This window comes from Rhizobium sp. CFBP 8762 (assembly GCF_014841565.1).
In the GTDB taxonomy this organism is placed as follows: Bacteria; Pseudomonadota; Alphaproteobacteria; order Rhizobiales; family Rhizobiaceae; genus CFBP-8762.
This window is the reverse complement of sequence record NZ_JACYUD010000001.1, coordinates 700596-726196: the sequence shown is the minus strand read 5'-3', so window position 1 is coordinate 726196 and position 25601 is coordinate 700596. Positions and strand designations below refer to the sequence as shown.

The following is a 25601-nucleotide window of genomic DNA, read 5'->3' as shown; positions in this document are numbered from 1 at the left end:
AATTTGTTCATGGTGCACAAGCGAGCTGTTAATTTCAGGAGAGCCGGATGCTGAATGATTTCAAGGCATTTATTGCACGGGGCAATGTCATCGATCTTGCAGTTGCTGTGATCGTGGGGGCCTCTTTCAACAATATTGTGACTTCGCTGGTGAATGACATGATCATGCCGGTTGTCGGCGCTTTGCTCGGCAAACTTGATTTCTCCAACTTTTTCCTGCCACTTTCGCCAGCTGTTACCGCCACCTCACTGGCTGCGGCGCGGGAGCAGGGTGCAGTGCTTGCCTATGGCAGCTTTCTCACCGCGGTCATCAACTTTCTCATTCTGGCATGGATCATTTTCCTGCTGGTCAAGGGCATCAATAAGCTGCGTGCCTCGGTTGAGCGCAACAAGCAGGAAGCCCCAGCGGCACCCCCGCCGGAAGATATCCAGTTGCTGAGCGAAATCCGCGATCTGCTTCGGGCCAATCCCATCACAAAAAGCGATTGATGGTTCAGAGATTGTCGCGTGTATCGTCGGCCAAAGTCCATTAGACATGGTTGATCATAGAGCATTTACGGCGAACACGGGTTCACCGTAAATGCTCTATGATCCTTTATTTGTCGCATTGTCCAGACGTGAAAACGGAGCCGTTTTCACTGGAAATGCTCATAATGGATAGCCAAGCATGTTATTTCTGAACAGTCTCAGTCCGCGCGCGATTCATGCGCCGCCCAGTGGTATAGTGGAACTGGTGGACTATGCCCGAGGTCGTGATGGCCTGATTCCGCTCTGGGTGGGCGAGGGCGATCTGCCAACCCCGGATTTCGTGTCGAAGGCAGCCAGCGATGCCTTGCTGGCCGGGGAAACCTTCTACACCTGGCAGGCTGGCATTCCTACCCTTCGCGAGGCGATTGCGCGCTACTACGCGCGTCACTTCAATGCGTCGCTCAAGCCAGACAACTGCTTCGTTACGGGCTCCGGTATGCAGGCCATTCAGCTTGCGATTCAAGCCGTTTCCTCGCCCGGCGATGAGATGGTTTATCTCAGTCCCGCATGGCCGAACTTTGCAGCGGCTGCAGAGATTGCCGGGGTGCGGCCTGTTGGCGTGGAACTGTCTTTCGAGCAGGGCGAATGGTTCTGCGATCTCGGGCGTGTGGAAGCGGCGATTACGCCAGCAACGCGCAGCCTGTTCATCAACTCCCCATCCAACCCGACCGGATGGACCGCCAGTCCTGACGATCTGCGTGCGCTTCTGGAACTGGCGCGTCGCCACGGTCTCTGGATCGTCGCGGATGAGATCTACGCCCGCTATTATTATGCGGGCCAGCGAGCCCCCTCGTTTCTGGATGTAATGGAGGCGGATGATCGTATCCTGTTCGTCAATTCCTTCTCCAAAAACTGGTCCATGACTGGCTGGCGTGTGGGCTGGATCGTCGCTCCGGCGGAACTTGGCACCGTCTTTGAAAACCTGATCCAGTATTCCACATCCGGCGTCCCCCAGTTTCTGCAGCAGGGTGCGGTCGTGGCGCTGGATGCAGGCGACGATTTTGTTCAGGCAAATGTTGATAAAGCCACCCGGAACCGTGATCTGTTCTGCGATGCCCTTCTGGCAACCAACCGTGTTGAAACGTTGAAGCCGGCAGGTGCTATCTACGCCTTTCTCAAAATCGACAGCATACCGGATTCCCGTGCTGCGGCGTTTGATATTGTGGACCAGACCGGCGTGGGGCTTGCCCCCGGTACGGCTTTTGGAGGTGGTGGCACGCCCTTCTTGCGGGCTTGTTTCCTGCGCGATCCAGGTCATGTTGCTCAAGCGGCGGAGCGGCTGGCGCAATACATCGCGCGCCGCTGACCGATTTACAATCGCCACCGTGTTCGATACCGGTAGCAAGTGTTATCGAGGAAAAAGCATGGCGGTATTGGTTACGGGGGGTGCCGGTTACATCGGCAGCCATATGGTATGGGCGCTGCTGGATGCGGGGGAAGACGTCGTCGTCATTGATCGCTTGTCCACCGGCTTTCAGTGGGCGGTTGCGCCTGAGGCACGGTTTTATCAGGGCGATGTCGCCGATGCCCCGTTGTTGGCTCGCATCTTTGCTGAGAACAGCATAGACGCAGTTATCCACTTTGCCGGGTCCATCGTCGTGCCGGACTCCATGTCCGATCCGCTGGGCTATTACGAAAACAATACCGTCAAGACCCGCAGTCTAATTGCCAGCACCATTGCCGCCGGTGTTCCGCATTTTGTATTTTCATCAACGGCTGCGGTTTATGGCACGCCGGATTCTCTGCAGCCGGTTCTGGAAACCGCGCTGCTGCGCCCGGAATCCCCCTATGGCTCATCCAAGCTGATGAGCGAAATCATGCTGCGGGATGCCGCCAGTGCCCATGATTTTCGCTATACGGCCTTGCGCTACTTCAATGTTGCGGGCGCAGACCCACGCGGGCGCACCGGCCAGTCCTCAGCGGGCGCGACGCATCTGATCAAGGTGGCCTGTGCAACTGCGCTGGGTCGCAGGCAGGAAATGTCCATTTACGGGACGGATTATCCGACACCGGATGGCACCTGCATCCGCGACTATATTCACGTGACGGACCTTGCAGCAGCTCATCTCAAGGCTCTGGAGCGTATGCGTGCCGGTGGCGGCTCGCTGACAGCCAATTGCGGCTACGGTCGCGGTTTTTCCGTTCGCGATGTTCTGGATGCGGTAAAAACCGTCCACGGGTCCGCGTTTGCAATCCGTGTCGAGGGGCGCCGTGCCGGCGACCCCGCGTCAATCGTAGCTGATGCGACATTGGCCCGCACCGAACTGGGCTGGGTGCCAAAACATGATGACCTCGGTGGCATCATCCGCAGTGCACTGGATTGGGAAGCGCATCTGATGCGCAAGAACAGTTACTGATCTTTCAATCAGGTTTTTCTTAGACCACAGACACCTCGGCAAACGCAAAGAAGGCCGGTATCTTGTTCAGATACCGGCCTTCTCTGTAAATAATAGCTTGAACGATTAGAACTGCTTGCGCAGACCGAACATCACAGCGTGGCTTTCGAAATCTGTCTTGGAAACAGTGCCATCACGCGATGTCAGACGGAAGTCGTCAGCAGCTGTGTAACGGTAGCCAACGTCGAGCGTTGTGTTTTCAAACAGTGTGGATGCTGGGAAAACACCTGTTTTGTCGAGGCTGATACCGACGCCGGCATCCAGGTGGTAAGCAAAACGTGTATCGTCATCATCCATGACAACGCCCTGCGAGGACACGCCCTGACGACGCAGTTCCAGGTTCATCGCACCGATACCACCACCGACGTAAGGTGTGAGTGCCGAGAAGAAACCTGTCTGGCCAACCATGACCGGAATATCGAGGTAACCGTTCAGGTAACCCTGAATGGTACGGGCATCACCAAAGGAGTCGATATCAGCAACAACCGGGCCACCGTTGATCTGGTGATCGACAGAGGAATTGCCGAAGCCGACTTCAAGTTCGATACGTGGCATGACGTAGGAATATGCACCGAAGTTGTAACCCAGACGGGCCGCGGTGTAGTAGCCTGTTTCGTAGTCCTGGCTGATCGGGATGTTGCGAGGTGTACCAACGCGCGACTGATAGTTGAAATCAGTGTTGTCGAAGAACGTTACACCATTGAACGAGCCGAGGTAGAAGCCAGATGTGTTTTCAACAACAGCCTGTTCAGCGACGGGCTCAGCAACAACAACATCAGCAGCCGATGCAACGGATGCGCAGGAAGCAAGAAGCAGGGCAGCCAGGCTAAGTTTTACAGAAATCGCCATATCTAATATCCGTTCATCTAAAGAAGGACCACCGCACATCTTGTTGCAGCAGCGTTGAAATGAAAGATAATCCTTCCTCCGCGAAAAACTACATGAAACGATGTTTTTTAGGAGAGAATGGCTCAAAGAGTGAAAGGGGTGTTGCAGGATGGCCACGATTCACGCGAAGTGTTAACGAAGAACAACCAGTGCGCGAAATCACGTCGTTTGCACCGCACCATTGTTAACCAGTTTTGCCCAATGTCTCTTCCTCATGCGCTATGGAGTGTCGGATAAGGCGCTCCCAGAGGTCCTCGTAGAAAACAGGGTCCAGACCATGGGCCAGTGCATTGGCTCGAGCATTGTCACGCACTTGCCGGACCCGAGACGGCACGTCCGCCGGGATGCCGAGACCGCTTTTGATTTCGGCAGCGCGTGAAATATAGGTCCAGCGTTCCTGAAACAACGCCATCAGCGCCTGATCGAGCCGATCAATCTCGGTGCGGATGTCTTCCATTGATGTGCATTCAGCCGCTGTTTTGGCCATTCCGGTCTCCTTTCACGCTGGAGCGGTTGGTGGCACGATCCGGGGCCAAAGAAAAGATGAAAATATCACGCGCCCAGGGCCAGCTTGATGATCAGGCCCACCACCGTTACGCAGGCAACGCCTGCCAGCCATAGCGCGGCAAACCACAGCAGTTTGCGCGCGGTTGTTCCGGGACGCATCAATGGTAGCCCTCGTCCGGGTTCATTTTACCGCGAAAGACCCAGTAGGCGTAGCCCGTATAGATCAGGATGGTCGGAACCAGAATGACCGCTCCAACCAGCAGAAACACCATGCTGTCATAGGGTGCTGCGGCGTCCCAGATGGTGACGGAGGGCGGTACGATAAACGGGTAAAAGCTGATGCCAATACCGGCAAAGCCCAGAACGAAAAGGCCGAGTGCCGCGACAAACGGCAGTGAGTCGCGGTTCGAGCGAATGCCGTAGATCAGCAGGGCGATGCAGCCAGCCACCAGAACCGGGACAATGACGCTGAATGCGGCCGTAGGCCAACTGAACCAGCGTTGCAGGTAGCTCGGTGCCAGAAACGGTGTCCAGATGCTGACGGCTGCCATACCGACAACGGTGCCGATTGCGGCCTTGGTCGCTATCGAATGTGCTTTTTCACGCAGGTCGCCACCAGTGCGCATCACAAGCCATGTGGCACCCAAAAGAGCATAGCCAACCAGAACGGCAAGTCCGGTCAAAACCGTAAACGGTGAAAACCAGTCCCACCAGTGGCCTGCGTAGGCGCGGTTGACCACGGATATGCCCTGCACAAGGGCACCAAGCGCCATGCCTTGGGAGAACGCTGCAATCATGGAGCCACCGGCAAATGCCCAGTTCCACAGAAACTGAGCACGCGTCGTGCGCCAACGATACTCAAAGGCAACACCGCGAAAGATAAGGCCAAGAAGCATGGCGATGATCGGCACGTAAAGGGCTGGAAGAATGGTGGCATAGGCCAGCGGAAATACGGCCATGAGGCCACCGCCGCCCAGCACCAGCCAGGTTTCGTTACCGTCCCAGACGGGTGCGACGGTGTTCATCATCACGTCGCGGTCGTGCCGCTCGGGAAAGAAGGGAAACAGGATGCCTACGCCGAGGTCAAAACCATCGAGAATGACATAGGCCAGAACGGCAAAGGCAATGATGCCCGCCCAGATGAACGCGATATCAAACGGCATCGTCATAGCCTCCATTATCATCCACGCGGCCCTTGGCGTTCATGGCCGGGGCAGGGGTCACGCCCGCCGTGCGCAGCGGACCATCGTTGAGGGCGGGTTGTGGATTGCGCGGCAGGCGGGCCATCAGCCGCAGAATGTAAAACGTACCGGCGCCGAACACGAAGAAGTAGACGACGATGAAGGCAATGAGCGATGTGGCCACCGCTGGCGCATCAACCGGGGAGATGGACTCCACCGTTCGCAGATATCCGTAAACGGTGTAGGGCTGACGGCCCACTTCGGTCGTGATCCACCCGGCCAGCACCGCAATGAAACCGGCTGGACCCATCAGCACAGCCGCCCGGTGCAGCCAGACATTGCTGTCGAGTGTCTTTCTCCACCGACAATACAGGCTCCACAATCCAAGCCCCAACATCGCAAATCCAATGGCGATCATGACCCGGAACGACCAGAAGACCACCGCCACCGGCGGTTCACGGTCATCCGGAATGGTATCGAGACCTGCCAAAGGCGCATTCAGATCGTGTTTCAGGATCAGGCTGGACAGTTTCGGAATTTCCACCGCGTAGTCGATCCGCTTTTCAGCCGGATTGGGAATACCAAAAAGAATAAGAGGTGCGCCATTAGGATGGCTTTCATAATGGCCTTCCATTGCCATGACCTTGGCCGGTTGATGTTCCAGCGTGTTCAGGCCCTGGGCATCGCCGGCCAGAATTTGCAAGGGGGCGACAATCGCGGCCATCCACATGGCCATGGAAAACATGGTGTGGGCGCGGTCATGGGCCGTCTTTTTCAACAGGTGCCACGCCCCTGTTGCACCCACCACAAGGGCGGTGGTGAGATAAGCGGCCAGAACCATATGCGTAAAGCGGTAGGGAAAGGAGGGGTTGAAGATAATCTTGAACCAGCTCACGGGCACGAACTGCCCATCCGCATTCATGGCAAAGCCCTGCGGCGTGTGCATCCACGAATTGGCGGAGAGAATCCATGTGGCGGAAATCAGGGTTCCAAGCGCAACCATACCGGTGGCGAAGAAATGCAGCTTCGGTCCGACACGATTGAGCCCGAAAAGCATAATGCCCAGAAACCCGGCTTCCAGAAAGAAAGCGGTCAGAACCTCATAGCCCATCAAGGGGCCCATGACCGGACCGGCCTTGTCGGAAAAGACAGCCCAGTTGGTGCCGAACTGGTAGGACATGACGATGCCGGACACCACGCCCATGCCAAACGCGACGGCAAATATGGTTTTCCAGAAGTTGAAAAGGTCAAAATAGACCTTCTCCTTTTTCCACAACCAAAGCCCGTTCAAAACGAACAGGTAGCTGGCAAGCCCGATAGAAAATGCGGGAAAGATGATGTGAAACGAGACGGTAAACGCGAATTGCATTCGCGCCAGCAGAAGAGCATCAAAACCTTCGAACATGATGGCACCTATTGCCAGTTCATGTCTGCCGCAAACGGCGATCATGGCAACTGGCGGTCTTGTTCATCCCGTTCCGCGCGGATAACCGCCGATGCGATCTCCTGGAACTGTTCTAAACATTGTGCACCAACAGGCAAAGGTCAACAAAGGTCTGGCTGGCATAGTGTCACACTGCGACATTGTGTATGTGCGTATGGCAGGTCTGGGCGTTCGGACGGCCCCAATGATGACAATCAAGGGGCCGTCAGGGCTGATCGGGTCAGCGGTGGTCAGTAAAGTTTAATTGCGTGCCAGCTTAAGTTGCGTGCCAGCTTAGTTGCCGGGTTGAGCATCGCCGTAGCGGTTTGCAGAAGGATCAACGTAACGCTGTGTGCCACGGACAGTGTCTGTAGAACGGTCACGCGTGATGGACTGCGTGGTGGAACGGTCGATCTGCGAGGCAGAGCGGTTCTGCTGAAGTTCAGCAGGAATGCTGTTGTTTGGGTTTTCAGCGAATGCGCTACCGGCTGTCAGAGCAAGGGCGGCGACTGCGAATGCGAACTTTTTCATAATAGTTTTCCTTTGAATGAATGTAGTCGAAACAGGCTGCGCAAACAGTTGCGCGCCGGTTTAGTTGCGGGCCAGCTTAATTGCGGGGTTGCGCATCGCCATAACGGTTGGCAGCAGGGTTGACGTGGTGAGCGGCACCGTTGTGCGCCTGACCATTGTTGACCGAAGCTGTTGTCGAACGGTCAATTGGCTGTGCTGCCGACGAGTTCTGCTGCAGTTCGGCAGGAATGCCAAAATTTGGGTTTTCAGCGAATGCCGAACCAGCTGTAATGGCGAGGGCGGCGAATGCGAGTGCGATCTTCTTCATGGTCGTTTTCCTTTGAATAAATAGGGTGATACCGGTAGCGCAATTAGTTGCGCGGCTGGGCATCGCCATAACGGTTGGCAGCAGGGTTGACGTGGTAAGCGGCACCGTTGTGCGCCTGACCATTGTTGACCGAAGCTGTGGTCGAACGGTCAATCGGCTGTGCTGCCGAAGAATTCTGCTGGAGTTCGGCGGGAATGCCGTAGTTTGGGTTTTCAGCAAATGCGCTGCCTGCTGTCAGAGCGATGGCGGCTGCAATCAATGTCATCTTAGTCATTGTCTTCGTCTTTCTGTGTATCTTGTCACAAACTCTTTCGTTCGTGTGGTGATGATATGCGCCCTCAATATGCGGGATGGAAGGACTCTAAATGTGAAAGTGTTGTCAACGTCACGTTGACAATGAAGGGGCCGCTTTTTTGATGCAACCGTCGGCGTCAGCTTTGGCTGAAGACAGCAACTGTGAAGGCAGATTTGCCCAGGAAGAGATTGACACAGAACTGTCATAAACCGTTGAAAACAGGGGGAATTCGTGAGCAGTTGTGCTCAACCCAATAGGCGTGATTCCGCTAAGGTTGCATATGTTCGCGAGCGCCGTTAAGAATTAAGGCGTAAACTCGATTGTGCACAATTCAAGAGGTTCACGAAGGTGTGAACGGCTGTGGAAAAGGCATTTAGCGGAATTTTTTTGCAGCTTCTGCCTCAAAATTACGCTGGGAATCGCTTTGAGAAGACGTTTGTTAGAATGACTCAAAGTTGACGCCGGCATCAATCGCTCCGACGCGTGTCTTACAAATAGGTTGCAGCCAATGACACCCATCGCTACCAGTGGCGCCTTCTCTCTATAGGAATGGCTCCATGCGTTACGCTTCGATTACCAACCGCCTTGCCAATCTCGGCTCGGGAAAATGGGCGCTGCACCACCGCGCGCGCAAGCTGAAAAGCGAAGGCGTGGACATTATCGAGCTGACAATCGGCGAGCCGGATTTTCCGCCTGATCCTGCTTTGCTGGAAGAGTGCATGCGGTCCATGACATCAGGGCGTCACCGATATTCCAACGGACGCGGTGAGCCTGCCGTGTTGAACGCCATTGCCGACCGCTACGCCAAGCGTCGCCCGGATGTGACGACGGCCAATGTCATGTGCTTTCCCGGTACGCAGACGGCCCTGTTTGCTGTCATGCTGGGACTGACAGAACCCGGCGACGGTGTGCTGGTGGGTGATCCGTTGTATGCGACTTATGACGGCGTTATCCAGTCGACTGGGGCGCACCGCGTGACCGTGCCGCTGGATGCTGCCAATGGTTTTCATATGCGCGCTCAAGACCTTGAAGCCGCCATTACGCCGGAATGCCGGGTGCTGCTGCTCAACACGCCGCATAACCCGACAGGCGCGGTCTTGACGGCGCAGGAGATTGCAGAGATCGGGGCCGTGGCCCGCAAGCATGATCTTTGGATCGTCTGTGATGAGGTGTACGAGCAGTTGGTGTTCGATGCTGTCTTTGCCTCTCCCTTCGATAACCCGGATCTGGCAGACCGCACGATTGTCGTCTCGTCCATATCCAAATCCCACGCGGCACCGGGGTTTCGCAGCGGTTGGGCCGTCGGCCCGGCGGAGTTCACCAATCAGCTGCTGCCGGTATCGGAAACCATGCTGTTTGGCGTCCAGCCATTCATTGCCGATATGACGGCCTATGCGTTGACGCATCCGCTGGACACAGCCACCGTCATGACCCGTACGTATAAGGCACGCGCCAGTGCATTGATTGCAGCGCTGGAAGGAGCGGAAGGTTTGAAGCCTTTGCCGCCACAGGCGGGCATGTTCACGCTCGTGGACGTGTCCGGCACGGGTCTCACCGGCGAGGAATTTGCCTGGAAGCTGCTGGAAGAAGAGCGTGTCGCCGTCATGCCCGGCGCGTCGTTCGGCGAGTATGCCCGCAACTTTGTGCGCATCAGCCTGACGGTGCCGGATGATGCTATCGCGCAGGCTTGCAGACATATGCGGGCACTTGCCCAGCGACTATGCACGCCAAATCATTGAGATCGTGACATACTCATTGACTCATCATACCAGTTAGGTTTACCTGCCGCTCAGAGCATGTCCTGCCGAAGCGGTATCGCGTCGGCGTTGGACAATGCGGCAAAACAAAACGCTGGAGCATTTTGGGAAAAGGCTCCAGCAAATTGCTTGAGGAGATGCATATGACGACGATCGCGCTTTTTGGTGCTGGTGGTAAGATGGGTTGCCGGCTGGCAAAGAACCTCAAAGGTTCGCGCTTTCAGGTGTCGCACGTTGAAGTGAGCGATGCCGGCAAAGCGCGTCTTTCCAGCGAGCTGGGCATTGAGACAGTGTCTGCCGATGACGCATTGGCAACTGCAGAGGTTGTTATTCTGGCGGTGCCGGATACGGCTATTGGTAAGGTTGCCGCAGGCATTGAATCGAAGTTGAAGCCCGGCACGATGGTCATCGTTCTGGATGCGGCTGCTCCCTTTGCCGGTCACCTGCCAGAGCGTGCGGACCTCACCTATTTCGTCACGCATCCCTGCCACCCGCCTATCTTCAATGATGAGACGGAACTGGCTGCCAAGCGCGACTATTTTGGTGGCGTTGCCGCCAAGCAGCATATCGTTTCGGCATTGATGCAGGGCCCGGAAGAGGCCTATGCCATTGGTGAGGAAATCGCCAAGGTGATCTGGGCGCCCGTTATGCGCTCGCACCGGGTGACTGTCGATCAGATGGCACTGCTGGAGCCCGGGCTTTCGGAAACCGTGTGCGCTTCTCTGCTGGTCGTTATGCGCGAAGCCATGGACGAGTGCGTTGCCCGCGGCGTTCCCAAGGAAGCTGCCCGTGACTTCCTGCTTGGCCATATGAATGTTCTGGGCGCGGTTATCTTTGAAGAAACTCCCGGCGTATTTTCGGATGCCTGCAACAAAGCCATCGAATTCGGCAAGCCTATGCTGATGCGCGATGACTGGAAAAAGGTGTTCGAGCCACAGGAAATTGCCGACAGCATTCGTCGCATTACCTGATAGTGTTGGAAAGGCTGGGCATTGTGCCCGGCCTTTCTTTTTTGCGGGCCATCGGGAACTGGCCTTTGTTTTTCACGAGGAGGAAATACTATGTTGAAATTGACCCGTCGGGCGACTGTTGCCCTGTTTGCTGCCGTTATGGCCGCCAGCGTCGCCATTCCGGCCTATGCTGCCGATCTTATCGTCATCATCACACCATCGCATGACAACCCGTTCTACAAGGCTGAAGCCGTGGGCGCGGAAGCCAAGGCCAAGGAACTGGGTTACGAGACCCTCATTCTCCAGCACGACGATGACGCGACCAAGCAGTCGCAACTGGTCGACACGGCCATTGGTCGCGGTGCGAAAGCCATCATTCTCGACAATGCCGGTTCTGAGGCGTCCATCGCTGCCGTGCAGAAGGCCAAGGACGCCAAAATCCCGTCCTTCCTGATCGACCGTGAAATCAACGCGTCGGGCGTTGCCGTATCGCAGCTCGTCTCCAACAACTATCAGGGTGCACAGCTTGGCGCGGAAGAGTTCGTCAAGCTGATGGGCGAAAAGGGCAATTACGTCGAGCTTCTGGGCCGCGAATCCGACCTGAATGCAGGCATTCGCTCCAAGGGCTACCATGACATCATGGACGACTATCCTGACCTGAAAATGGTGGTTCAGCAGACCGCCAACTGGAGCCAGACGGAAGCCTATTCCAAGATGGAAACCATTCTTCAGGCCAACCCCGATATTAAGGGCGTTATTTCCGGCAATGACACGATGGCGCTTGGCGCGTACGCAGCACTTGTTGCTGCCGGCCGCAAGGACGTGATCGTCGTCGGTTTTGATGGCTCCAACGATGTGCGCGACTCGATCAAGTCGGGCGGCATCAAGGCAACCGTTTTGCAGCCAGCTTACGCGCAGGCGCAGCAGGCGGTTGTGCAGGCTGATGAATTCATCCGCACTGGCAAAGCCCCTTCGGAAGAAAAGCAGCTGATGGATTGCGTTCTGATCAATCCCGGTAACGCAGACAAGCTGGAAACATTCCAGCTTAGCAACTGATGCGTTGAGGGTGCTGGGCGCGCGTAAACCGCCCCGCACCCTCCTTTTTGCAGACATAAATGGACATGGGAGCTGAACGAATGCCCCGTTCCAGAGCATTTCCAGTGAAAGCGGAATCGCTTTCACGCCCGGACAATGCGACAAAACAAGAGGTTGGAACATGTCCGGCGAACATAGGTTTGCCGGACATGTTCCAGATGTGACGGGGTCTACCATGCCGATTTTTCGTGCTGTCGCGACGATGTTTCTCCTGTCTACGCTGAGCCTTGCCGGTTGCAAGATCATCAAGACACCAACGGCGGAAGAGGCCAGCGCCGCTGCGGCCACCGCGACCAACAATCCCGATCGCATGGTTGCAGACCTGTGGGACACGAAGGTTATTCCCTATCTCGACGCCCGCGCCGGTGCGTTCAACGATGTGCTGGCGTTAAGTGTCAGTGACGTGGAAGCCGCAGGGGCGAAATACGGCCACCGCGAAAAACAGGGCAACCCGCCATGGACGCTGGCGGCCAAGGTGGACGGCAAGGTGCTGGCGGCAGAAACCGCATCGCGCGCAGGCAGCGTGGATATCGATACCAACGGCGATGGCAAGGCGGACGTGCGTGTGCAGATCGGTGCGGCCGTCAAGGGCAATGCCATTCGCGACAGTCTGGATTTTGTCGGCTTCAACCAGTTCAAAAACCAGATTGAGTGGGCGCAATTCGGCAAGTCCTTCAATGCCCATCTCAACAGCGTGGTTCTTGCCAAGCTGCCGCGCGACAAGCTTGTCGGCAGCCGCATTCAGGCGCTGGGTGTGTTTCCAGTCGGTGCGGCTCAACAGCTTCCGCTGTTGACGCCGGTGCGCATTATCGTGGAGCCCGGCACATGAACACCGTCGACAGGGTTACACCGCCGGACGATTGCGTCCTCGAACTGGAAGATGTGACCAAGGTCTATTCCGGCATTGTTGCGGTGAAAAAGGCCAATCTCCGGCTGCGCCGTGGCGCCGTCAATGTGCTGGTGGGCGAAAACGGCGCGGGCAAATCCACGCTGATGCGCATTATCGCAGGCGTGGAACGGCCAACACTCGGGCGCATCATTCTGGATGGAAAACCGGTGCAGTTCGATTCACCCGCTGATGCGGTCGCCAACGGCATCGGCATGGTGTTTCAGGAGCTGAACCTGTTTTCCAACATGTCGGTGGCCGAAAACATCTTTGCCACACGCGAACTGACGCGGGGCTTGCGCGGTATCGACCATCAGGCGCAGGTGGATAAAGCGAACGAATTTTTGAACCGGCTGGAAGCGGGCATCAATGCGGATACGCTGGTGGAAGATTTGCCCATCGGCCAACAGCAGATGGTGGAAATCGCCAAGGCCGTATCTCTCAAGGCCCGTATCCTGATCATGGATGAACCGACTTCGGCGCTGAGTGCGGCCGAAGTGGATATCCTGTTCAAGGTCATCGCGGAGTTAAAGGCGCAAGGCGTCGCCATCGTCTACATTTCACATCGGCTGGAAGAACTCATGCGCATCGGCGATTACATTACCGTTCTGCGTGATGGCCAGATCACCGGTCAGGCACAGGTGAAAGACATCGATACCCAATGGATCGTCCGGTCCATGATCGGCTCTGATGCCAAGGATTTTGCCAAGTCCGTATCGCACACGATTGGCAGCGAAGCCATTCGGGTCGAAGATGTCTGTCTGCCGCGCGTCCAGGGCGGCTTTGCTGTCGATCACGTCAGCCTGTCGGTACGCGCCGGTGAAATTCTCGGCATTTACGGATTGATGGGTGCCGGACGCAGCGAACTGTTCGAGTGCATCATGGGCCGCCATACCCATTCCACCGGCAAGGTGTTCATCGAGGGCAAGGATATCAGTGCGGGGGATACCACCCGCCGCATTCGTCAGGGCCTTGCTTTGATCCCGGAAGACCGGCAGCGTGAAGGGCTGGTGCAAATCCTGTCCATTGCCAACAATCTGACGCTGGCAAGTCTGAACCGGCTGGTGCGCTGGGGTTTCCATATCGGTGGCGTCAAGGAGAAATCGGCCATTCGTGAAGCGATTGCCGATCTCGCCATCAAGGCCCCCAATCCGGATTTTGAGGTTACCTCCATGTCCGGCGGCAACCAGCAGAAGGTCGTCATTGGCAAGGCGTTGATGACGGGCCCAAAGGTCTTGCTGATGGATGAGCCGAGCCGGGGCATTGACGTCGGCGCGAAGGCCGATGTGTTTCGCACCATGCGCAGGCTGGCGGGCGAGGGGCTTGCCATCCTGTTTTCCACGTCAGACCTCGAAGAGGTCATGGCCCTGTCAGACCGCGTGGCGGTGATGAGCAACGGGCGGCTGATCACCGTGCTGGATCGCGAACACGCGACCGAAGCCGCCGTGATCGCCGCTTCTGCCGAGGGGCACAAAGCATTTTCCCGCGAAGTGGGCACCGGTTCGCGTCAAGAAAATGCGTAGGACAGAAACAATAAGGACGAATGCGTCATGACCAGCGCAACCACCGTAGCCGTTCCGGCCAAGCCCACCAGTGGCTCCATTCTGCTGACATTGATGAAGCTGCGCACTTTCATTGCGCTGTTTGCAGTGTTTGCCTTCTTCGCAATTTTCGCGCCCAACTTTCTCTCCACCGCCAATCTCATTCTCATGTCGAAGCATGTGGCGTTGAACGCGTTCCTTGCCATGGGCATGACCTTCGTAATTGTCACCGGCGGTATCGATCTGTCGGTCGGCTCCATCGTCGGGTTGTGCGGCATGGTGGCGGGCGGGTTGATCCTTTACGGGGTCGATCTACAGTTTGGTTATACAATTTACTTCAACATCGTCGAAGTCGCGCTGATCACGCTGGTCGTGGGCATTATTATCGGGCTCATCAACGGCCTGTTGATTACCAAGCTGAATGTCGCGCCGTTCATCGCCACCCTCGGCACCCTCTATATGGCCCGTGGTTTTGCGCTTCTGTCATCGGACGGGCAGACCTTTCCAAACCTCGTCGGCAAGCCTGAACTGGGCAATACCGGCTTTGCGTTTCTGGGCTCCGGGCGTCTAATCGGCTTGCCGGTATCCATCTGGATGCTGATCGTGGTGGCGCTCGCCGCTGCCTATGTGGCGCGCTATACGCCGATTGGGCGGCATATCTTCGCAGTTGGCGGCAATGAGCGGGCAGCCCGTATGTCCGGTATCCGCGTGGACCGGGTGAAGATTGCGGTCTATATGTTTTCAGGCTTCTGCGCGGCAATCGTCGGCCTCGTCACCTCGTCCGAACTGATGGCTTCGCACCCAGCGACCGGCAATTCCTACGAACTGAACGCCATTGCGGCGGCGGTTCTGGGGGGTACGTCTATGTCGGGCGGGCGCGGCACCATCGGCGGCACCATTGTCGGCGCGTTCGTCATCGGTATTCTGTCGGATGGGCTGGTGATGATGGGTGTCAGTTCCTTCTGGCAAATGGTCATCAAGGGCCTCGTGATCGTGGTGGCCGTGGTGGTGGATCAGGCACAGCGCCGCTTGCAGCAGCGCGTGACCCTGATGCAACTGGCGAAAAACGGGTGAGATCATGAGTGATTTGAAAGGTGCCTTGATCGGCTGCGGCTTCTTCGCCGTCAACCAGATGCACGGCTGGCAGGATGCCAGAGGGGCGGACATTGTCGCCATTTGTGACCGGGACCCCGGGCGGCTGAAAGCCGTGGGCGATGCCTTTGGCATTGCGCGGCGCTACGCCTCCGCCGATGATCTGTTTGCCGATGGCGGCTTTGATTTTGTCGATATCGCCACCACCGTTCCCAGCCACCGGCCTCTGGTGGAATTGGCGGCCAGAAACCGTATTCCAGTGATTTGCCAAAAGCCGTTTGCCGCCTCCATGGCCGACGCAAAGGCCATGGTTGCCGCGTGCGACGCGGCTGGCGTGCCTTTGATGATCCATGAAAACTTCCGTTGGCAGACACCGATACAGGCCGCACGCGCGGTGATTGACCGTGGCGATATCGGCACGCCGTTCTGGGGACGGGTGTCGTTCCGCTCCGGCTTCGATGTGTTTTCCGGCCAGCCCTATCTCGCCAAGGGCAAGCGCTTCATCATCGAGGATCTCGGTATTCATTCGCTTGATATTGCCCGTTTCCTGTTCGGGGATGCAACGGCGATTACGGCCCGTACATCCCGCGTCAATCCCGCCATTGCCGGGGAAGATGTCGCAACGATGTTGCTCGCCCATGCCGATGGCATGACCTCCATCGTCGATTGCAGTTATGCGACGAAACTGCCTGTCGAGCCGTTTCCAGAAACGCTGCTGGAAGTGGATGGTACGCTCGGCACGCTGCGGCTGGGCAAGGATTACCGGCTGACGGTACACGGACCGTCCGGCACCACCGTATCCGACGTGCCGCCCACTCTGTTGCCATGGGCCTCGCGCCCCTGGCACAATATTCAGGAAAGCGTGGCCGCTATTCAGCAGCATTGGGTCAATGCACTTTCCAGCAACCGTCCGCCCGATACGTCCGGCCATGACAATCTCAAAACCTTCGCCCTGGTGGAAGCCGCCTATGCCAGTGCCGAACGTGGGCAGACGGTTGAGCTTCAGGAATTCCTGTAATGGACCCTGTTCTGAGCGAGCCGTTCTTTTTGACCGGAACACGCGAATGTGAGCCGGAAACACAAATTCTGAAAGCTGGTGCGCTGACCGCCGAACTGATCGGCGGCAATCTGCGCTGCATCGCCTTCGGCGGCGTTGAGGTGCTGCGCGGCCTGTCCTTTCTGGTGCGGGATCGGGATTGGGGTACGTGCGAAGCAGAGGTTTCGGCTTTGCAGGTTGTCGAGCGGGACGAAGGCTTTCGTGTCACCTACCGGGCGATGTTTACCGCACCGGATGGTGCGCGCCTTACCTGCGATGCAGATATCAGCGCGAATGCTCATCGGCTGACATTTACTGCGGCCTTTACCCCGGACAAGGATTTTGAGACCGCGCGTGCCGGGTTTTGTGTGCTTCATCCCATTGTCGGGCTTGCCGGTTCGCCGGTTACAGTAGAGCATACCGATGGCTCCATCGAGCAGGCGACATTCCCTGATTTGATCGAGCCGTGGCAGCCGTTTCAGGACATGCGATCCATTACCCATACGGTCACCGATGGCGTGACGGCGACCTGCCGGATGGACGGCGACGTTTTTGAAATGGAGGACCAGAGGCAATGGACCGACGGCTCCTTCAAGACCTATGTGCGCCCTCTGGCGCTGCCATGGCCCTATAGTTTACAAGCGGGCGAGACGCTGCACCAGTCCGTGACGCTGGACACTGAGGGGCAAGGGCCAGTCGGTGAAACCCGCAACGAACCGGTTCATGTGTCCATTGGAGACGTCACGGGCCGAATGCCGGAACTGGGACTCGGTCTGCGCCCGGAAGATGCGTTAGCCGAGCAACAGGCCATCAAACTGGCGCTTGAATCCGCCGCGCAGCATCTGATTTGCCATTTTGACCCAACCGCCGGTCATGGCGTGGACGCGCTCAGAGGCTTTGCCCTTATAGCAGCGGCAACCGGACTGCGCGTGACACTGGAATGTGTTGTCCCTTGTATCGAACCTTTGAATACGGAATTTAGCCGGGTAAAAATGCAGGTCGTTGAGGCCGGTCTGGTGCTGGATACGCTTGCCGTGTCGCCCTCGGTGGATCGTCAATCGACACCACCCGGCAGTGTCTGGCCGGCTTGCCCGCCATTGGAGGATGTGTACGCAGCAGCGCGCAGCGCATTTCCTGATGTGCGTCTGGCCGGCGGCATGTTCAGCTATTTTCCCGAATTGAATCGCAAGCGCGTTCCCGGCGCGCCCATCGACATCGTGACCCACTGCACCAACCCCATCGTCCACGCAGCGGATGATGTGAGCGTGATGCAAACCATGGAAGCGCTGGCCTTTGTGGTGCGTTCGGTGCGTGCGATCTATGGGGACAAGCCCTATCATATTGGACCGTCCACCATTGCCATGCGCCAGAACCCCTATGGCAGCGCGACCAAGGACAATCCCGGACTGAAGCGAATTGCGATGGCAAACGTTGACCCCCGTCACAACGGGCTGTTCGGTGCGGCCTGGACCATCGCCTATATGGCGACGGTGGCACCTGCGGGGCTGGATGTGCTGACGGTGTCCACACTCGCAGGTCCGTTTGGCCTTATCGCCGGTCAGGGTGAACCGGTTGAGGAGGGTAAGCCCCGTCCGCTGTTTGAAGCCGTCAAGGCCATTGGAGCGCTTGCCGGTGCCGCTTGCCACCGGGTGACGTCCAACGACGAGACACGTATTCGCGGGTTTGCTGCTGAGGTGGATGGTGGGACGCCGGTGCTTTGGCTCGCCAACATCACTCCACGCCCGCAGACGGTTCGGCTTGAGAATAGCTGGAACGCGATTTCCGTCATGGATGCGGACAGTCTTGCGAATGGTCAGAGGCTTGTGGACGCGCCGGTCACGGATAGCGAAGTTTCGTTGCCGCCCTACGCCATTGCGAGAATGTCCTAATCGCCGCGAGGTTTCAGAATGTACAGTGCGCGGGAGCGTTCCAGATGTTTCACCATGGCATCCTCGGCGGCGTCCGGATCATGCCGCTCAATGCACTCAATGATTTCCTGATGCTCCAGAAGGGTCATGTTTTCCTTGCCGGTCCAGATCAGCACTTCCGTATGGTACTGGCGCAGCCAGCCGAGCATGGCTGTGCTGACTCCGGCGAAAATCGGGTTGCCCGAAATCTCCGCAATCTGCATGTGGAAATCCATGTCGGCTGAGATAAAGGCCTCGGGGTCACCCAGTTGGCGTGTTTGCGAGTCCAGCGTCTCTTTAAGGCGCGCAATCTGCGCCTCACTTGCCTTGCTTGCCGCTTCTCGAACCATGCCACGCTCAAAAAACTGGCGAGCGTTTTTAAGGTGCTCCAACGTATCGGACGAGCCGGACAGCATGATTTTCGCCGCCACATCCACCTGCCGGAAAATGGACTGTGCGGTAAGTTGCAGCACCTTGGCGCGCTCCCCGTGGGAAATTTCCACCAGACCGTTGTTGGCCAGCGCCTGCATGGCTTCACGAATGGCCGGACGTCCCACGCCAAACCGCTCCATCAGGGTGCGCTCGGAGGGCATTTCGTCGCCCGGTTTCAACTCACCGTCTTCAATCAGCCGTTTCAGGCGGTCGAATACCTCGTCAGCCAGTTTTCTACGAATGATCGGTTCAGCGCGGTCCATTATAAATTCCTCATCTGATCATCAGATAACAGGGTCGTTAAAACTGGTCCAGAGGACCCGCGCGGACAGATGGTACTTGCGTAGCTGTCATACTCATTATACCAGTTTACCACATTATAAGCGTTTCAGACACCGGAGAAATTGCGTGATCCGACTGACTTACAGGATTGAGACCCCCGGCAGCGTGGAAGCGCTGGCGGCCAAGATTGCCAGCGATCAATCCACCGGCACATTTGTGGCCGTACCGGGCGAGACCGAGGAGCTGAAGGCGCGCGTAGCAGCGCGCGTAACCGCCATCCGCCCGCTGGAATCCCATGACAAGGCGTCTTTTCCCGATGAGGGCGGCGATCACACCGTGTTCAACCGCGCTGATGTCGATATCGATTTTCCGCTGGATGCTGTGGGCACCGATCTATCGGCGTTGATGACCATCTGTATCGGTGGTGCCTATTCGATCAAGGGCATGACCGGCATCCGTATTGTCGATATGCATTTGCCCCCGGAGTTCGGGCACGCGCATCTCGGGCCACAATTCGGCATTCCCGGCAGCCGTAAACTCACTGGGGTTTATGATCGTCCGATCATCGGGACCATCGTCAAGCCTGCCTTGGGCCTTAGGCCGCATGAGACAGCCGAACTGGTGGGCGATCTCGTGCAGTCCGGCGTGGATTTCATCAAGGACGATGAAAAGCTGATGAGCCCGGCCTATTCGCCGCTGGAGCAGCGCGTCAAAGCCATCATGCCCAAAATTCTGGACCATGAACAAAAGACCGGCAAAAAGGTCATGTATGCTTTCGGCATCTCCCACGCCGACCCGGATGAGATGATGCTCAACCATGATATCGTCGTCAATGCAGGTGGCAATTGCGCCGTCGTCAACATCAATTCCGTCGGTTTCGGCGGGATGGCCTTTTTGCGCAAACGCTCCAACCTGGTGATCCACGCCCACCGCAATGGCTGGGATGTGCTGACGCGCCACGCCGGTATCGGCATGGAATTCACCGTCTGGCAGCAGTTCTGGCGGTTGCTGGGTGTTGACCAGTTTCAGATCAACGGTATCCGCGTCAAATACTGGGAGCCGGACGAAAGCTTCGTCACATCCTTCAAGGCCGTCAGTACACCCATGTTTTCTGCCGCAGATTGCCCCTTGCCCGTGGCCGGTTCCGGCCAATGGGGCGGGCAGGCCCCGGAAACCTATGAGCGCACCGGCCGCTCTACCGATCTTCTGTATCTCTGCGGCGGCGGCATTGTCAGCCATCCCGGCGGCGCGGGGGCAGGCGTGCGCGCCGTACAGCAGGCCTGGGCCGCGGCCGTGGCAGGCATTCCGCTGCAAACCTATGCTAGGGACCATATCGAGTTGCAGCAGTCGCTCGACAAGTTCGGCGATGGCACGGCAGCGTAAGGTTAGACCATGAGCACACAGCCTCTTCTCAGCTATTACGGCGACGATCTGACCGGCTCCACCGATGTCATGGAGGCCTTGGCCTCGCAGGGCGTGGAAACGGTGCTGTTTCTCCGGGTGCCGGACGCGGACCTTTTGGCCCGGTTTTCTACAGCAAAGGCCTTTGGCCTTGCGGGAACCAGCCGCAGCGAAACGCCGGAGTGGATGGAGACCCATCTTCGCGAAGCCTTCGTCTGGCTGAAAAGCCTGAGCGCCGATCTCTGCCATTACAAGGTTTGTTCAACCTTCGATTCGAGCCCGGCCATAGGTAATATTGGCCGCGCCATCGAAATCGGGCGGGACGTGTTTGGTGAGCAGGTCGTGCCATTGATTGTCGGCGCACCGCAAATTCGCCGTTACACCGCTTTCGGTCATCTGTTTGCTGCCTATCGGGGTGAAAATTTCCGCATTGACCGCCACCCGGTCATGAGCCGGCATCCGGTCACACCAATGGATGAAGCAGATCTGGCAATTCACCTCTCCCGCCAGACCGCGTTGACGACAGCTCTTGTCGATATCGCAGCGCTGCGCAATGATGCAGATGCAGCAACGGACGCTGCTTACGACTCCGGCAAGGCCATCGTCCTGTTCGATGTCGATGCACCGGACACACAAAAGCAAGCGGGCCATCAGCTCTGGCGCAAACGTTTGCACGGCGGACAGTTCGTTTGCGGCTCGTCCGGGGTTGAATATGCGCTGGTGCCGGAGTGGAGTATCCAAGGGCTGACCGGTGGACAGCAAAGCTTTGCCGCCCCCGGTCCGGTTGATCGGCTGGCGGTCGTGTCCGGCAGCGTTTCTCCCACGACCGAGCGCCAGATTCGTCACGCCATCGACAACGGGTTTGATGGGGTGCAGATTGATCCACTTGTCTTGTCGTCAACCGATGCGGAAGCAGAAATCGCCCGTGGCGTAGCAGCGGGTCTCAAAAGTCTGGCTGCGGGGCGCAGCGTGGTTCTGTATACGGCGCTCGGCTCGCAAACGGATCGGGGTGCCGCCATTGGCTTTGAGGATGGCTCCCGCCACCGGCTCGGCCAGAATCTGGGCCGCATTCTCTATCAACTCGTGACCGGTGCGGGGCTATCCCGCGCGGTGATTGCGGGCGGAGATACGTCCAGTCATGCGTTGGGTCAATTGAATGTGCAGGCTTTGACCCTGCGTCTGCCACTGCCACAAACGCCGGGCTCTCCGCTTTGCGTCGCCCATTCCGCCGATCCACAGATCGACGGCATGGAGGTGGCGTTGAAGGGAGGGCAGGTTGGCAACGACGATTACTTCAGCATGATCCGCGCTGGCAATCCGGCTTGAACGCTCTTGTCACTGGCGGCATTGCTTTGTAAGCCTTGAACCCAAGTGTAAATGCTTGGGGAGGGCATATGATTCGACATTGCGTTTTCATCCGGTTCAAGACCGATACCTCCTCCGTTGAGAAAAACGCCATCTATGCCGATATCGCTGCGTTGAAGGCCCATATTCCGGGCCTTCTGGCCGTGCATGCCGGGGCCAATGTCAGCCCGGAAACCGGAATGGACAAAGGGTATGGTGATGGCTTCATCGTCGATTTTGCCAATGCTCACGCCAGGGACGCCTATCTGGACGATGCCGAGCATGCCAAGGTCGGGGCGCGCATCATCGCGGCCAGCATCGGAGGGGCGAATGGCATCTTCGTGTTCGATATCGAAGCCGCCGACATCATTGATGCTTGATATTAGGGGCGTAGGCGGTAGCTTTGCCCATAAGACATGTTGCGCAAAGGGCAGGGGTTTTGCGGTAACGGCATGTTCGCATCAATGATCTGAAGCCCGCGCATTTGAGGATTTGCAGCGGCTTTGACTGACAGGAGAGGCCGTGCTGTCGATCTTCAAGCTGGAATACCGTCTTATCATCGCGCTGGCGATTGCTGCGCTTGCGTTTTTGTCGGAGCATACGGTGCTGGCACAGGGTCAGCTTGTATCGCTGGCCGTTGCGGTGCTGTTGATTGCGACCATCGTGCAGTGCTCCGTGCGGGTGGCGCACCACGCCGAAGTCTTGGCTGCCAAGGTCGGTGAACCCTACGGCACGATGATCCTCACCCTGTCTGCGGTGCTGGTGGAGGTCATCATTCTCGCCATCATGATGACCAAGGACGTGTCACCCACGCTGGTGCGTGATACGATTTATTCAGCAGTCATGCTGGATATCAACGGTATTCTGGGCCTTGCCGCATTGTTGGGCGGCCTGAAGCATGGCGAACAGCCCTATAACGACGACAGCAGCAAGACCTATGTGGTCATGATCATGACGGCCATGGGCATATCCATGATCGTGCCGGAATTCATACCCGATGCCAAGTGGCACATCTATTCCGCGTTCACGATCGTCGCGATGGTAGTGCTGTATGCGGTGTTCCTGCGCATGCAGGTTGGCGCGCACAGCTACTTCTTCAGCTACAGCTACCCCAAGGCCAAACGGTCCGCCAAGGCGATTGCGCCAGATCAAACCTCCGATTTGGCGCATGAGGATAGCGAAGAGGTAGAATCGGTGTCCGTCTCCGTCGGCGTCCTCATTGCGGGAATTGTGCTGATCGGCTTTTTGGCGGAAATCATGTCCGTCCTCCTGGATGCCGGGCTGGAAGGCACCGGCGCGCCACCTGCGCTGATGGCGGTGGTGGTGGCAGGCATTTCTGCTGCACCGGAAATCCTCACCGCCTTGCGGGCGGCACTGGCCAACCGAATGCAATCGGTCGTTAATATTGCGATGGGAGCCTCGCTTTCCACGGTCATTCTGACGGTACCGGTCATGGAAGGGATTGCGCTCTACACCGGCCAGCCGTTCATCATGGCGATGACACCGCTGCAGACGGTGATGGTGGCAATCACGCTGATCGTGGCCGCCATCAACCTCAACGATGGCGAAACCAATGCCATTGAAGGCATGACGCATTTCGTGCTGTTTGCGACCTTCGTGATGCTGACGCTGATTGGCTTATGACCCTTCATCGGGGATGTTGAGCACATGGCCGCAGGCCTTGCAGTGCACCGCATCGGCATCATGGCGCGAAAGGCCGCATTCGGGGCAGGGGAAGGTGACCTTGTAAGGCCGCACAATAGCCTGCGCGAGCCGCACGAACAGCGAAATGCCGATGATCATGGTGGCGATGGACGTTATCTTGCCGAGCGTGCCGGGCAGGGTGATATCACCAAACCCGGTGGTGGTCACGGTGGCGACGGTAAAGTACAGCGCATCGACAAAGCCGTTAATGCCCGCGACCCGGTAGAAGAACGTGCTGTAAACAAAGCCTGTGACCAGAAACAGGAAGATGAGAAAGTTAACGCAGGCCTGAACCACATCCTGCCATTCGCCATAACCGGTGCGACGCAACAGCAGTTTCAGCAATTTGCTGCGGGTCAGTGTCAGGATACGCAAGGCGCGTAGAAATGCGAAGTTGGACAACAGATCGGGCAGCAACAGGGTGGCAAGGATAATAAAATCCACCCAGGTCATGGGGCGGGTAATCCAGTTGCGCAGATTGGGCGCAATCAGCGCCCGTGCCACCAGTTCTCCTGCGATAAACACGGCAATGCCATAGTCAATGAGCAGATAGGATGTGCCTTCCCGCAAATATGGCCCGGCAAGAAAAAAGCCGAGAATAGCCAGATCCAAAAAGGCCATGACAATCTGAAACTGGACGGCACGGGGATGATTGCCATAATAAAGCGACCGAAGGCCGCGCTGAACATCGCTGATTTTCAAGTCTAACGCCCGCGCCATTGTTCGATCTTTTCTGCTAGAGCATTTCCCGTGAAAACGGAGTGGGTTCTCACGTCCGGACAATGCGACAAAACAAGTTTATTTACGTGGTCCGGGCGTTAAAGCACGTTTCGGAAGGTCAGCGAAATTCTGCGGTCTCTTGGAACGCGTATCCCGTCTATCCTATCTGACTTACGCGCTGGAATTTCATGAGTCCAGTTATACCGCCCCGCGCCTTTGAGGACGATTGCCGAGCGCGGGTGAATGATCGTGGATATGACCTGACCATCGCGTTGTTGACGAAATAACATTTCGCACGGCGACAGCAGGCTGATGGATACCACCGTGTCGCCGAAGCATGGAACGCAGTCAACGTGCGCGCTGATGCCTTGTCCCGGCCAATATTCGTTGGCGATGACCTGATCCGGCAGAGTGGCGAAACATCCCGATTCCACCAGCCGGGTTGCCAGGAAACCAAGCCATCGAGGCAATTCACCCATAAAATCAGCCGAGGTAACGGTGCGTGCCTTGTAGTTGTATCGATATCCAAAATGCTGGACACGGCGCTTCATCTCCGCACTCCACGCCGACCTGTCGAGTTGCGCGACAATCTCACCCTCTTCGGCGGGTGAGATAACCTCGGAAATATAAGCTACGCCTTCCGGCAGCGTTGGTGGCATAGGGTCTCGCAAGATTCGTCGCTGCCGATGAGATGGGTGTGCACTGATGAAACCAAAGATGATTCCGTCATTGCACGAGCTTGCCTGTACACTCAATAGAACTGTGGAATTGTCGGCTTCATCATGGAGCCTTAATGGTGCTGCTAGAGAGATTTGAACTCTCGGCCTCTCCCTTACCAAGGGAGTGCTCTACCCCTGAGCTATAGCAGCATCCGGTTCGCAAATGCCTTTGATAAAGCAGCGCTGAACGAGGGGCCTATTGCCATAGGTTTACCGTCAGCGCAAGCTGCAAATGGCAAGATGCCAGCGACATTGTGGAATTTTCATCAGCACTTTTGAAATATGCATTTTTGCGCTATCAATCACCCCATGCAAAATCCTGAGGATACATCCCCGCAAGCGCCCTCCCCAAAAGGGCAGGCGTTTACAGTCAAGCCCGATGTGCAGGCCCGCGCCGATGAGCGAAAGGCCCGTGCAGCCCAGACCCTGCGCGAAAATCTGATGCGGCGCAAGCAGCAGGGACGTGCCCGCCGTGCCGGTGCAGCCGATGAAACCAATGGACTGCCTGCCGCAAAATTGGACGAATCACAGGATTGAACCTTTTAAACGCCAAGCCCGATGTTTTTATGGGCGATATTTTTCACAGGTGATTTGCACGCCCGCAAAGCCGCGTTAAAGAGACATGGAAAACAGCGGCAGCGACAGGCGTCGGTCTTCTGCTCATATCTTTGTTGCGCATG

The 25601-nt window shown here is 57.2% G+C and carries 26 protein-coding genes and 1 tRNA gene; 16 read left to right on the top strand and 11 right to left on the bottom strand.

Going from position 1 to position 25601, the window contains the following annotated elements:
* Nucleotides 1–47: 47 nt before the first annotated feature.
* From mscL to galE, 3 genes are all read left to right on the top strand, one after another.
* On the top strand, nucleotides 48–488 hold the full coding sequence (gene mscL, locus IFT84_RS03410; RefSeq protein ID WP_192117207.1) for a large conductance mechanosensitive channel protein MscL: 441 nt from the start codon (nucleotides 48–50) through the stop codon (nucleotides 486–488).
* 178 nt (nucleotides 489–666) lie between these two features.
* Nucleotides 667–1833, top strand: a complete 1167-nt coding sequence (locus tag IFT84_RS03405) for a pyridoxal phosphate-dependent aminotransferase (RefSeq protein WP_192117206.1) — start codon at nucleotides 667–669, stop codon at nucleotides 1831–1833.
* Between the two features lie 58 nt (nucleotides 1834–1891).
* The gene (galE, locus tag IFT84_RS03400) at nucleotides 1892–2884 is read left to right on the top strand and encodes a UDP-glucose 4-epimerase GalE (protein ID WP_192117205.1); all 993 of its coding nucleotides are present in this window, start codon (nucleotides 1892–1894) and stop codon (nucleotides 2882–2884) included.
* Between the two features lie 105 nt (nucleotides 2885–2989).
* On the opposite strand, the gene IFT84_RS03395 is transcribed toward galE, so the two are convergent.
* The 7 genes from IFT84_RS03395 to IFT84_RS03365 all read right to left on the bottom strand — a co-directional run bounded on the left by IFT84_RS03395 (nucleotide 2990) and on the right by IFT84_RS03365 (nucleotide 8034).
* A complete protein-coding gene (locus IFT84_RS03395; protein WP_192117204.1) occupies nucleotides 2990–3772 on the bottom strand; it encodes an outer membrane protein in 783 nt (260 codons plus the stop codon).
* 223 nt (nucleotides 3773–3995) lie between these two features.
* Nucleotides 3996–4298 (bottom strand): chorismate mutase family protein, encoded by a 303-nt coding sequence (locus IFT84_RS03390; protein ID WP_192117203.1) that lies wholly within the window; start codon nucleotides 4296–4298, stop codon nucleotides 3996–3998.
* A 178-nt stretch (nucleotides 4299–4476) separates the two neighbouring features.
* Entirely contained in the window at nucleotides 4477–5481 is a 1005-nt protein-coding gene (cydB, locus tag IFT84_RS03385) for a cytochrome d ubiquinol oxidase subunit II (RefSeq protein ID WP_192117202.1), read from the bottom strand.
* Nucleotides 5471–6904 carry a cytochrome ubiquinol oxidase subunit I gene (locus tag IFT84_RS03380; RefSeq protein WP_192117201.1) on the bottom strand — a complete coding sequence of 478 codons (1434 nt, stop codon included), beginning with the start codon at nucleotides 6902–6904 and terminating at the stop codon, nucleotides 5471–5473. Before IFT84_RS03380 ends, cydB begins: the two co-directional genes overlap by 11 nt.
* Nucleotides 6905–7216: 312 nt before the next feature.
* Nucleotides 7217–7453 carry a hypothetical protein gene (locus tag IFT84_RS03375; protein WP_192117200.1) on the bottom strand — a complete coding sequence of 79 codons (237 nt, stop codon included), beginning with the start codon at nucleotides 7451–7453 and terminating at the stop codon, nucleotides 7217–7219.
* A 76-nt stretch (nucleotides 7454–7529) separates the two neighbouring features.
* Entirely contained in the window at nucleotides 7530–7760 is a 231-nt protein-coding gene (locus IFT84_RS03370; protein WP_192117199.1) for a hypothetical protein, read from the bottom strand.
* A 43-nt stretch (nucleotides 7761–7803) separates the two neighbouring features.
* The gene (locus IFT84_RS03365; protein WP_192117198.1) at nucleotides 7804–8034 is read right to left on the bottom strand and encodes a hypothetical protein; all 231 of its coding nucleotides are present in this window, start codon (nucleotides 8032–8034) and stop codon (nucleotides 7804–7806) included.
* A gap of 578 nt (nucleotides 8035–8612) precedes the next feature.
* Here IFT84_RS03365 and IFT84_RS03360 point away from each other — a divergent pair.
* The 8 genes from IFT84_RS03360 (at nucleotide 8613) to apnL (ending at nucleotide 18301) form a co-directional block, all read left to right on the top strand.
* Nucleotides 8613–9794 carry a pyridoxal phosphate-dependent aminotransferase gene (locus tag IFT84_RS03360; protein ID WP_192117197.1) on the top strand — a complete coding sequence of 394 codons (1182 nt, stop codon included), beginning with the start codon at nucleotides 8613–8615 and terminating at the stop codon, nucleotides 9792–9794.
* A gap of 161 nt (nucleotides 9795–9955) precedes the next feature.
* Nucleotides 9956–10783 carry a phosphogluconate dehydrogenase C-terminal domain-containing protein gene (locus tag IFT84_RS03355; protein WP_192117196.1) on the top strand — a complete coding sequence of 276 codons (828 nt, stop codon included), beginning with the start codon at nucleotides 9956–9958 and terminating at the stop codon, nucleotides 10781–10783.
* Nucleotides 10784–10876: 93 nt separating this feature from the next.
* On the top strand, nucleotides 10877–11818 hold the full coding sequence (locus IFT84_RS03350) for a D-ribose ABC transporter substrate-binding protein (protein ID WP_192117582.1): 942 nt from the start codon (nucleotides 10877–10879) through the stop codon (nucleotides 11816–11818).
* A gap of 214 nt (nucleotides 11819–12032) precedes the next feature.
* Nucleotides 12033–12686 (top strand): DUF2291 family protein, encoded by a 654-nt coding sequence (locus IFT84_RS03345; protein ID WP_192117581.1) that lies wholly within the window; start codon nucleotides 12033–12035, stop codon nucleotides 12684–12686.
* Nucleotides 12683–14266: a sugar ABC transporter ATP-binding protein gene (locus tag IFT84_RS03340; protein WP_192117195.1), complete on the top strand. Its 1584-nt coding sequence runs from the start codon at nucleotides 12683–12685 to the stop codon at nucleotides 14264–14266. Before IFT84_RS03345 ends, IFT84_RS03340 begins: the two co-directional genes overlap by 4 nt.
* 27 nt (nucleotides 14267–14293) lie before the next feature.
* On the top strand, nucleotides 14294–15358 hold the full coding sequence (locus IFT84_RS03335) for an ABC transporter permease (RefSeq protein ID WP_192117194.1): 1065 nt from the start codon (nucleotides 14294–14296) through the stop codon (nucleotides 15356–15358).
* Between the two features lie 4 nt (nucleotides 15359–15362).
* Entirely contained in the window at nucleotides 15363–16394 is a 1032-nt protein-coding gene (locus tag IFT84_RS03330) for a Gfo/Idh/MocA family protein (protein WP_192117193.1), read from the top strand.
* Nucleotides 16394–18301, top strand: coding sequence for a D-apionate lactonase (apnL, locus tag IFT84_RS03325; protein WP_192117192.1), 1908 nt, complete (start codon nucleotides 16394–16396; stop codon nucleotides 18299–18301). Before IFT84_RS03330 ends, apnL begins: the two co-directional genes overlap by 1 nt.
* Here the strand turns inward: apnL and IFT84_RS03320 are convergent.
* Nucleotides 18298–19014 carry a transcriptional regulator NanR gene (locus IFT84_RS03320; RefSeq protein ID WP_197975417.1) on the bottom strand — a complete coding sequence of 239 codons (717 nt, stop codon included), beginning with the start codon at nucleotides 19012–19014 and terminating at the stop codon, nucleotides 18298–18300. The genes apnL and IFT84_RS03320 overlap by 4 nt on opposite strands.
* Nucleotides 19015–19159: 145 nt before the next feature.
* Between IFT84_RS03320 and oiaX the strand changes: the two genes are divergently transcribed.
* The 4 genes from oiaX to IFT84_RS03300 all read left to right on the top strand — a co-directional run bounded on the left by oiaX (nucleotide 19160) and on the right by IFT84_RS03300 (nucleotide 23422).
* Nucleotides 19160–20416: a 3-oxo-isoapionate-4-phosphate decarboxylase OiaX gene (gene oiaX, locus IFT84_RS03315; RefSeq protein ID WP_192117191.1), complete on the top strand. Its 1257-nt coding sequence runs from the start codon at nucleotides 19160–19162 to the stop codon at nucleotides 20414–20416.
* 9 nt (nucleotides 20417–20425) lie between these two features.
* Entirely contained in the window at nucleotides 20426–21760 is a 1335-nt protein-coding gene (locus tag IFT84_RS03310; protein WP_192117190.1) for a four-carbon acid sugar kinase family protein, read from the top strand.
* A 68-nt stretch (nucleotides 21761–21828) separates the two neighbouring features.
* Nucleotides 21829–22158: a Dabb family protein gene (locus IFT84_RS03305; RefSeq protein ID WP_192117189.1), complete on the top strand. Its 330-nt coding sequence runs from the start codon at nucleotides 21829–21831 to the stop codon at nucleotides 22156–22158.
* 208 nt (nucleotides 22159–22366) lie between these two features.
* A complete protein-coding gene (locus IFT84_RS03300) occupies nucleotides 22367–23422 on the top strand; it encodes a calcium:proton antiporter (RefSeq protein WP_446737573.1) in 1056 nt (351 codons plus the stop codon).
* On the opposite strand, the gene IFT84_RS03295 is transcribed toward IFT84_RS03300, so the two are convergent.
* The 3 genes from IFT84_RS03295 to IFT84_RS03285 form a co-directional block, all read right to left on the bottom strand.
* Nucleotides 23417–24202, bottom strand: a complete 786-nt coding sequence (locus IFT84_RS03295) for an ion channel (protein ID WP_192117187.1) — start codon at nucleotides 24200–24202, stop codon at nucleotides 23417–23419. The genes IFT84_RS03300 and IFT84_RS03295 overlap by 6 nt on opposite strands.
* A gap of 98 nt (nucleotides 24203–24300) precedes the next feature.
* Entirely contained in the window at nucleotides 24301–24753 is a 453-nt protein-coding gene (locus IFT84_RS03290; RefSeq protein WP_244651057.1) for an alpha-ketoglutarate-dependent dioxygenase AlkB, read from the bottom strand.
* A gap of 243 nt (nucleotides 24754–24996) precedes the next feature.
* A tRNA-Thr gene (locus tag IFT84_RS03285) sits at nucleotides 24997–25071 on the bottom strand.
* Between the two features lie 159 nt (nucleotides 25072–25230).
* Between IFT84_RS03285 and IFT84_RS03280 the strand changes: the two genes are divergently transcribed.
* Nucleotides 25231–25458 carry a hypothetical protein gene (locus IFT84_RS03280; RefSeq protein ID WP_192117618.1) on the top strand — a complete coding sequence of 76 codons (228 nt, stop codon included), beginning with the start codon at nucleotides 25231–25233 and terminating at the stop codon, nucleotides 25456–25458.
* Nucleotides 25459–25601: the final 143 nt, after the last annotated feature.

What these genes read in the sequence shown, in the direction of transcription:
- mscL (WP_192117207.1), top strand. Translation starts at nt 48, where the DNA reads ATGCTGAATGATTTCAAGGCATTTATTGCACGGGGCAATGTCATCGAT.
- IFT84_RS03405 (WP_192117206.1), top strand. Translation starts at nt 667, where the DNA reads ATGTTATTTCTGAACAGTCTCAGTCCGCGCGCGATTCATGCGCCGCCC.
- galE (WP_192117205.1), top strand. Translation starts at nt 1,892, where the DNA reads ATGGCGGTATTGGTTACGGGGGGTGCCGGTTACATCGGCAGCCATATG.
- IFT84_RS03395 (WP_192117204.1), bottom strand. Translation starts at nt 3,772, where the DNA reads ATGGCGATTTCTGTAAAACTTAGCCTGGCTGCCCTGCTTCTTGCTTCC.
- IFT84_RS03390 (WP_192117203.1), bottom strand. Translation starts at nt 4,298, where the DNA reads ATGGCCAAAACAGCGGCTGAATGCACATCAATGGAAGACATCCGCACC.
- cydB (WP_192117202.1), bottom strand. Translation starts at nt 5,481, where the DNA reads ATGCCGTTTGATATCGCGTTCATCTGGGCGGGCATCATTGCCTTTGCC.
- IFT84_RS03380 (WP_192117201.1), bottom strand. Translation starts at nt 6,904, where the DNA reads ATGTTCGAAGGTTTTGATGCTCTTCTGCTGGCGCGAATGCAATTCGCG.
- IFT84_RS03375 (WP_192117200.1), bottom strand. Translation starts at nt 7,453, where the DNA reads ATGAAAAAGTTCGCATTCGCAGTCGCCGCCCTTGCTCTGACAGCCGGT.
- IFT84_RS03370 (WP_192117199.1), bottom strand. Translation starts at nt 7,760, where the DNA reads ATGAAGAAGATCGCACTCGCATTCGCCGCCCTCGCCATTACAGCTGGT.
- IFT84_RS03365 (WP_192117198.1), bottom strand. Translation starts at nt 8,034, where the DNA reads ATGACTAAGATGACATTGATTGCAGCCGCCATCGCTCTGACAGCAGGC.
- IFT84_RS03360 (WP_192117197.1), top strand. Translation starts at nt 8,613, where the DNA reads ATGCGTTACGCTTCGATTACCAACCGCCTTGCCAATCTCGGCTCGGGA.
- IFT84_RS03355 (WP_192117196.1), top strand. Translation starts at nt 9,956, where the DNA reads ATGACGACGATCGCGCTTTTTGGTGCTGGTGGTAAGATGGGTTGCCGG.
- IFT84_RS03345 (WP_192117581.1), top strand. Translation starts at nt 12,033, where the DNA reads ATGCCGATTTTTCGTGCTGTCGCGACGATGTTTCTCCTGTCTACGCTG.
- IFT84_RS03340 (WP_192117195.1), top strand. Translation starts at nt 12,683, where the DNA reads ATGAACACCGTCGACAGGGTTACACCGCCGGACGATTGCGTCCTCGAA.
- IFT84_RS03335 (WP_192117194.1), top strand. Translation starts at nt 14,294, where the DNA reads ATGACCAGCGCAACCACCGTAGCCGTTCCGGCCAAGCCCACCAGTGGC.
- IFT84_RS03330 (WP_192117193.1), top strand. Translation starts at nt 15,363, where the DNA reads ATGAGTGATTTGAAAGGTGCCTTGATCGGCTGCGGCTTCTTCGCCGTC.
- apnL (WP_192117192.1), top strand. Translation starts at nt 16,394, where the DNA reads ATGGACCCTGTTCTGAGCGAGCCGTTCTTTTTGACCGGAACACGCGAA.
- IFT84_RS03320 (WP_197975417.1), bottom strand. Translation starts at nt 19,014, where the DNA reads ATGGACCGCGCTGAACCGATCATTCGTAGAAAACTGGCTGACGAGGTA.
- IFT84_RS03310 (WP_192117190.1), top strand. Translation starts at nt 20,426, where the DNA reads ATGAGCACACAGCCTCTTCTCAGCTATTACGGCGACGATCTGACCGGC.
- IFT84_RS03305 (WP_192117189.1), top strand. Translation starts at nt 21,829, where the DNA reads ATGATTCGACATTGCGTTTTCATCCGGTTCAAGACCGATACCTCCTCC.
- IFT84_RS03295 (WP_192117187.1), bottom strand. Translation starts at nt 24,202, where the DNA reads ATGGCGCGGGCGTTAGACTTGAAAATCAGCGATGTTCAGCGCGGCCTT.
- IFT84_RS03290 (WP_244651057.1), bottom strand. Translation starts at nt 24,753, where the DNA reads ATGAAGCGCCGTGTCCAGCATTTTGGATATCGATACAACTACAAGGCA.
- IFT84_RS03280 (WP_192117618.1), top strand. Translation starts at nt 25,231, where the DNA reads ATGCAAAATCCTGAGGATACATCCCCGCAAGCGCCCTCCCCAAAAGGG.